Here is a 5,957-nt window from a genome sequence, read left to right on the forward strand (position 1 = left end):
ATATAGGTTTCGAATGACCTCATTTATACAAAATGAAAAAATAGCGAAGTACTGAAACTGGATAAAATAGAGGTTCATCGAACTGAAACATGTAAAGTTAATAGATCCAACTTACCCAGTGATGCGTATCTTAAAGGTTATAGAGACGTAATAATTCAGGATATATACATAAAGCCTGTTAATACAAACTACAGAATAGAGATTTTTTATTCTCCTTCTGAGCATAAAACATATGCAGGAAAATTGCCACAAGGCGTAAAGGGTGAGTTTGGTCCTGGGATCAAATCTTTGATAATTACTCTTAATCATGTTGCTAATGTTTCAGAACCCAAGATACATGAATTCCTGAAAAATATTGGTGTTCATATATCTAAAGCCACTATCTCTCGAATCTTGACAAAAGATATTGATATCTTTCATCAGGAGAAAGCTGAGATTTTTCTGGAAGGTCTTAAGGCTACGCCTTATCAGCAGATTGATGATACAGGTGCAAGAGTCAATGGTGTCAATTATTATACTCAAATTCTTTGTAATCCTTATTATGCTGCTTATTTTACAGTTCCAAATAAGAATCGGGAAACCATTTTAGATGTGCTTTTATGTGGAAAAGAAAAAACGTACTGCTTTAATACTGAAGCATTTGATCTGATGAAAACGTTTAATGTTTCCCAAAGATGGATAGAAAAGCTCTCTTCTTTAAAAAACAAAATATTCAGTGACGAGGAAATGCGTCGAAAATTGGATTGTATTTTTTTGTATGGTAGAAAAACTACTAAGAAGAAAGTTCTTGAAGCCGGTGCAATTGCGGCCTATCATCAGATGACAAACATACCTGTGGTTACCACACTTTTGAGTGATGATGCACGTCAATTCAGGCAAATTGCATATCATCATGCTCTTTGCTGGATTCATGACGGTAGAAACTACAAGAAATTGAGGCCAATAGTTCCTTATCATAGAGAAAAGCTGAAAGCTTTTCTGGACAGTTACTGGAACTTTTATGGTGAGCTTTCTAAGTTTAGAATAAAACCAGATTCAGAGGTAGCGGAGCAATTGTCCATTAAGTTTGATCAGTTGTTTTCTACCAAAACAGGATATGAAAAGCTGGATGAAAGAATCGCTAAGACGAAAGAGAACAAAGAATACCTGTTAAAGGTGCTGAGTTTGCCAGAGATTCCGCTGCATAACAATGCAGCGGAACTGGCAGCAAGAGCAAAGGTCAGAAAAAGAGATGTCAGCCTTCAAACTATAACAGAGGAAGGAACAAAGGCAAACGACACATTTATGACGATTGTTCAGACAGCAAAGAAACTGGATGTAAGTGCATATCAGTACATATGTGATAGAGTCAGCAGTATATTTGAGATGCCATCTTTAGCTCAACTAATCAGAGAAAGAAGTTCAGTGAGTGGAAAGTGAGAGATTTCCACTCAATTTGAAGAGGATACGAAAAAAGGTTTAAAAAAGTGGTTCTAGCTTAATATTTAATGATAGTTTTTGATAATATATTCTACATTATCGGTTATTGTAGAAAGACCATACTTTTTCCCGTGCTCCTGGAACCTCAAACAAAATGCCTGAGCAATAAGTAAAGGGTGTGGTAAATTTTTGGAATAACTTGTAGAGATAAATTTATTCAGATCTCCATAAACACAGTCAGGCAATGTTATCTGCTGCATATCTATAACACCTCAGTACTTGGACATCATAGACTTTTCATAACTTTGCAGTATGACACTATTGATTTGTCATACAAACTTAGTCCCTTGAACTGAAATTCCCCACTTGCCTGCTATTACAGGTGAGGAATTTACAGTCGCAAGTTCGATTAATAGATTTAGGAGGCTTTTCTTTGTCTTTAGAACAAAGGTATATATGATGTACTTCTATTTAATACTATTCTTTAAATTGATATTACCTAATGTTATTATAATATCTTAGTGTAATACTTAGTAGAAGAGACACACACATAAAAGCATCATAATTTTCAGGTAATAAGCCTGGTCAAGTAATTTCTTCTTATTGGATGATCTACTATATGGCATCCAGGATTCCTGGCAACTTAAAAATCTGGTCAGTTTACAGTTTCTAGATATTCTGAACTCGAAGAGCTTAAATTCCTGAATCTAATCTATTATCAAGCAGATTCTCCTTTTAACTTTTGAGCAATGATCCAGTAAATTTTTCTCAATTAAATTTCTGAATAGACAAGGGGATATGACCGACATGGTTAATGTGAAATAACTTCTGGATAAAACATCCAAAACGAACAGTTACATAACATTTAGGGAACTCAAGCCCATTTTAATAAAAGTCAATCCGAAGATAATCTGTGCAATTCCTAAAGCACGGATAATAGAAAAGTAATATTTACTGTTTATAAAAGGTTTTGACTTTTCCACAATTAATGTAATTACTACTTTTGATCCGACAAGAAAGCTATAAAATCCTAATATGAACAGACCTGTAGCTGAAATATTAGTATTCAGGCTCTTAAAAATTATCGGCCCACCTATGGAAAACCAGAAGACATATGGATGTGGGTTTCCAAAATTCACAATAACTCCTTTTTTAAGGGCATTCTCTTTTTCTACTTTTAATTCAATGCTGTCTTTTTTGATTTTCAGTGATTCGATTCCAGAATATATGAGATACGAAGCTCCAAAAAACGCAATGACTCCGATGATAAAATCATAGTTTGTCAGATGCGACAGCACAAACAATACGGATAAAACAATTGGCAGATCCGTAATTAAAGGTGACACTGCAACCTTTATTCCTTCCCACTTGCCATGCTGCAGAGTTTCAGAAATGGTCACGGCAAGCAGTGGGCCTGGAGATGTTCCTGCAGCAAGGCCTAGAAATGAACCAAGAGCTAAAAATTCAATAAGACCTAGCACCTTTAATGCCTCATTTTACTATGTTTAGAAATGCCTCTTTTGATATGTCAATCAAAAGAACTACCTTAAATATTGAGTAGACGTGAATTTCAAACTCAGTAAATCAGATCTCAGCTGATAAGATCTCAGTTAATAAGATGCCTGATTTAAAGATATATAATGATTTAAATGTATCTAATCGTACTATAATGATATAAGAATAATCATTAGTGATATATATAATACACCTTAAGTTATACAAAACTATGGACCTCAAACCTGTAGATTTTGAGAAAAAAGAGGCGTTTATGCCTCTATTTTTGAAAACATGAATGCTCCGATCAAACAAACAAGAACAGAGAGTAAACCTATTACTGCCAGATCATTATAGATACCAAACACACTTACTCCGGCAATGGCTCCTCTTAAGCCGTCTACCCCATAGGTAAGAGGATCGATCCTGCTCACAAAATAGATCGCTTGCGGTAGATTCTCAAGGGGGAAAAGGGCGCCGGAAAGAAAGAAGATAGGCATAATCAGGAAGTTCATGATCAACTGAAAACCCTGCATATCTTTCATTTTTGAGGCTATGGCAAGACCCAGGCCTGTAAAGAAGATAGCTATCAGGAACATGAAGATCAGCCCGACAGCCAGGCTTGCAAGGCTTGGAATCCTGAACCCCATTAAATAAGTCAGGCTCAGTACGATCAGGCCCTGGATCATGGCTATGGTCGCACCTCCAAAGGTTTTTCCGATCATAATTTCTGTCCTTGAGATCGGAGCTACCATAGTCTCCTTAAGAAAGCCGAACTGTCTGTCCCAGATGACTTCAAGCCCGGAAAATACAGCCGTAAACAGGATAGACATTGAAACAATTCCCGGTGCAAGAAAATCCAGGTAGTTTGCCCCTCCGCTTGCTCTTGTATACATTGGGCCGAACCCGAACCCAAATGTTACCAGAAAGAGCAGGGGCTGCCCGAGCGACCCCAGCAACCTCGCTTTTGAGCGCCAGTAGTGTTTTAGCTGCCTGAGCCAGAGGATATAGATTACCTCGATCAATGCCTGGTCCTCCTCCTCATGCCTCTTATAGTTCGTACTTTATTCCCGGAATCATTATCATCCCTGATGTCCCTGCCTGTCAATTTCAAAAAAGCCTCTTCCAGGGATTCGGTTTCTGTCCGTTTCTTTATTTCTTCAACAGTGCCGGACTCTATGATTTTTCCATGGTCAATGATCGCAATCTGGTCTGCAACTGCTTCGGCTTCTTCCATGTAATGCGTGGTTAAAAAAATTGTCATATTTCTTTCTTCGTTCAACTTTTTGATATGGTCCCATATAGAGTTTCGAGTCTGGGGATCCAGGCCAACTGTGGGCTCATCAAGGAAAAGAATTTTTGGGTAATGGACAAGCGCCCGAGCGATCTCAAGCCTGCGCTTCATGCCGCCTGAATATTTTTTAACATAATCCTCCCGCCTGTTCCAGAGACCGACAATTTCCAGGGCTTTTCGGATTCTTTCATCCCTCTCCTTTTTAGGTACTTTATAAATGACTGCATGGTAAACAATATTCTCATAAGCAGTCAGTTCTTCATCAAGGCTGGAGTCCTGAAAGACTATTCCGAAAGATGCACGGGCTTTGTCCTGTTCTTTAAGCGCATTGAAACCGTTAATGCTTATTTCCCCTGATGTGGGCTTCAAAACCGTTGTGAGCATTTTGATAGTTGTGGACTTCCCTGCCCCATTTGGGCCGAGAAAAGCAAAGATCGAGCCGGTTTCAACGTTGAAGCTTATCTCTTTTACAGCTGTAAAATCGTCAAACTTCTTTGTGAGAGATTGGACTGAGAGTATGTTTTGCATGGGTGAACCTGAAAAAGATTTTTTTCAATAACGGAAGAATAAATAACAGAATTCTTCATTACATCTCTTCTGTTAAATAATTCCGTTAGAGATTTCCAAACCTCAACTAACTTGGAGAAGTCCTGAGAAAGTTCGGATAAAAGAAGCATCTTTTTGGAAATCTTCTGTTATTCAAGACGTTGTAGCATTTATAAGCTTTATTATACACCAGTTATGAATTCTGTGTAGCAGAATTTATAATTTTTATTATACAACACCACATATCTCATTACATAAATATGTGACTATTTATATAACTATGTGATTCTTTATATAACCCTGTGTTTTTTATATTAACTAACGGTGTTGTTATGGAAATTACACTACAGTTATAAATAATCTGCTACTTTATATTTCCTATGTCGAAATGTACCACTGGCTTTTGAATATTTAGTGCTCTTTAAGATCTTCTTTCTATTATCTCTATTAAAATATCTCAAATCACCATTTCTTCTTTTATATTTTTGTAACTATTCAGGGTATAGTTAGCGGCGCTACATTGAGCGCCGCGAGAATACCCTCTAAAACAGGTAAACCATTCTTTCTTATTGTGGAAATATATGCTCTAATTCTGCAGAAAGCTTCCGCTCCTCGTGCAGTTCTGAAAGTTCCTGATATTTTCTGCTGTAGCTTCATCATCCTGACATCTCTTTCTGCTTGATTATTCTCAAACGGAACTTTCAAGTCTGTCAGGAATCTCAGAATCTTGTCTTTATGTTCTATAAACCTATCAAGCAGATTCCTTGCTTTGGTTTTTGGATTCTTACCACGTTTTCCTCGTTTTTCAGGATTTAAAGAAGGTGGATTTTCTTCAATTCCTTTCGCGACTACAGCATTGAACCTTTTTTCTAATGCCTTAACTTGTTCAAAATCTAGATTTTTGACCTGCTCTTTACACTCATCAGCATACTTTTTCATTTCAGACAACAGCTCATTCATATCTTTAGCCCATTGCTGTTTATAATTCTCTTCAATTCCAGTAAGTTCTCTCTGGAGATGAACATTGCAAAGAGCATGATCACAATTATAACTGTTGTAAGGTTTCCATCCATCGTGAACTGCTACCCCTTTAAACTCTGGAAGAATTCCCATAGCATCAATAGCTTCGGATCCTCTTTTTGCATGAGTAAAATAACAGGTGTATTTGTCAGTAGAAGCTACATGAAGCCAATGTCTTTTTCCT

Annotated in this window: 6 protein-coding genes; 1 reads left to right on the forward strand and 5 read right to left on the reverse strand. The window is 37.1% G+C overall.

The features are described 5' to 3' along the window. Positions 1–243: 243 nt before the first annotated feature. Positions 244–1,419, forward strand: a complete 1,176-nt coding sequence (locus ASJ81_RS08020; RefSeq protein ID WP_095644027.1) for an IS66 family transposase — start codon at positions 244–246, stop codon at positions 1,417–1,419. A 65-nt stretch (positions 1,420–1,484) separates the two neighbouring features. Here the strand turns inward: ASJ81_RS08020 and ASJ81_RS08025 are convergent, their stop codons facing one another. The 5 genes from ASJ81_RS08025 to tnpC form a co-directional block, all read right to left on the reverse strand. After that, the gene (locus tag ASJ81_RS08025) at positions 1,485–1,679 is read right to left on the reverse strand and encodes a hypothetical protein (RefSeq protein WP_095644028.1); all 195 of its coding nucleotides are present in this window, start codon (positions 1,677–1,679) and stop codon (positions 1,485–1,487) included. 594 nt (positions 1,680–2,273) lie between these two features. After that, on the reverse strand, positions 2,274–2,900 hold the full coding sequence (locus ASJ81_RS08030) for a LysE family transporter (protein ID WP_095644029.1): 627 nt from the start codon (positions 2,898–2,900) through the stop codon (positions 2,274–2,276). A 285-nt stretch (positions 2,901–3,185) separates the two neighbouring features. Then, complete coding sequence (locus ASJ81_RS08035; protein ID WP_095644030.1) at positions 3,186–3,938, reverse strand: ABC transporter permease; 753 nt, start codon at positions 3,936–3,938, stop codon at positions 3,186–3,188. Continuing rightward, positions 3,935–4,735, reverse strand: a complete 801-nt coding sequence (locus ASJ81_RS08040) for an ABC transporter ATP-binding protein (RefSeq protein WP_095644031.1) — start codon at positions 4,733–4,735, stop codon at positions 3,935–3,937. Before ASJ81_RS08040 ends, ASJ81_RS08035 begins: the two co-directional genes overlap by 4 nt. Positions 4,736–5,248: 513 nt before the next feature. After that, a partial coding sequence (tnpC, locus tag ASJ81_RS08045; protein ID WP_141241624.1) for an IS66 family transposase occupies positions 5,249–5,957 on the reverse strand: 709 nt, incomplete at its 5' end.

Source organism: Methanosarcina spelaei, assembly GCF_002287235.1.
In the GTDB taxonomy this organism is placed as follows: Archaea; Halobacteriota; Methanosarcinia; order Methanosarcinales; family Methanosarcinaceae; genus Methanosarcina; species Methanosarcina spelaei.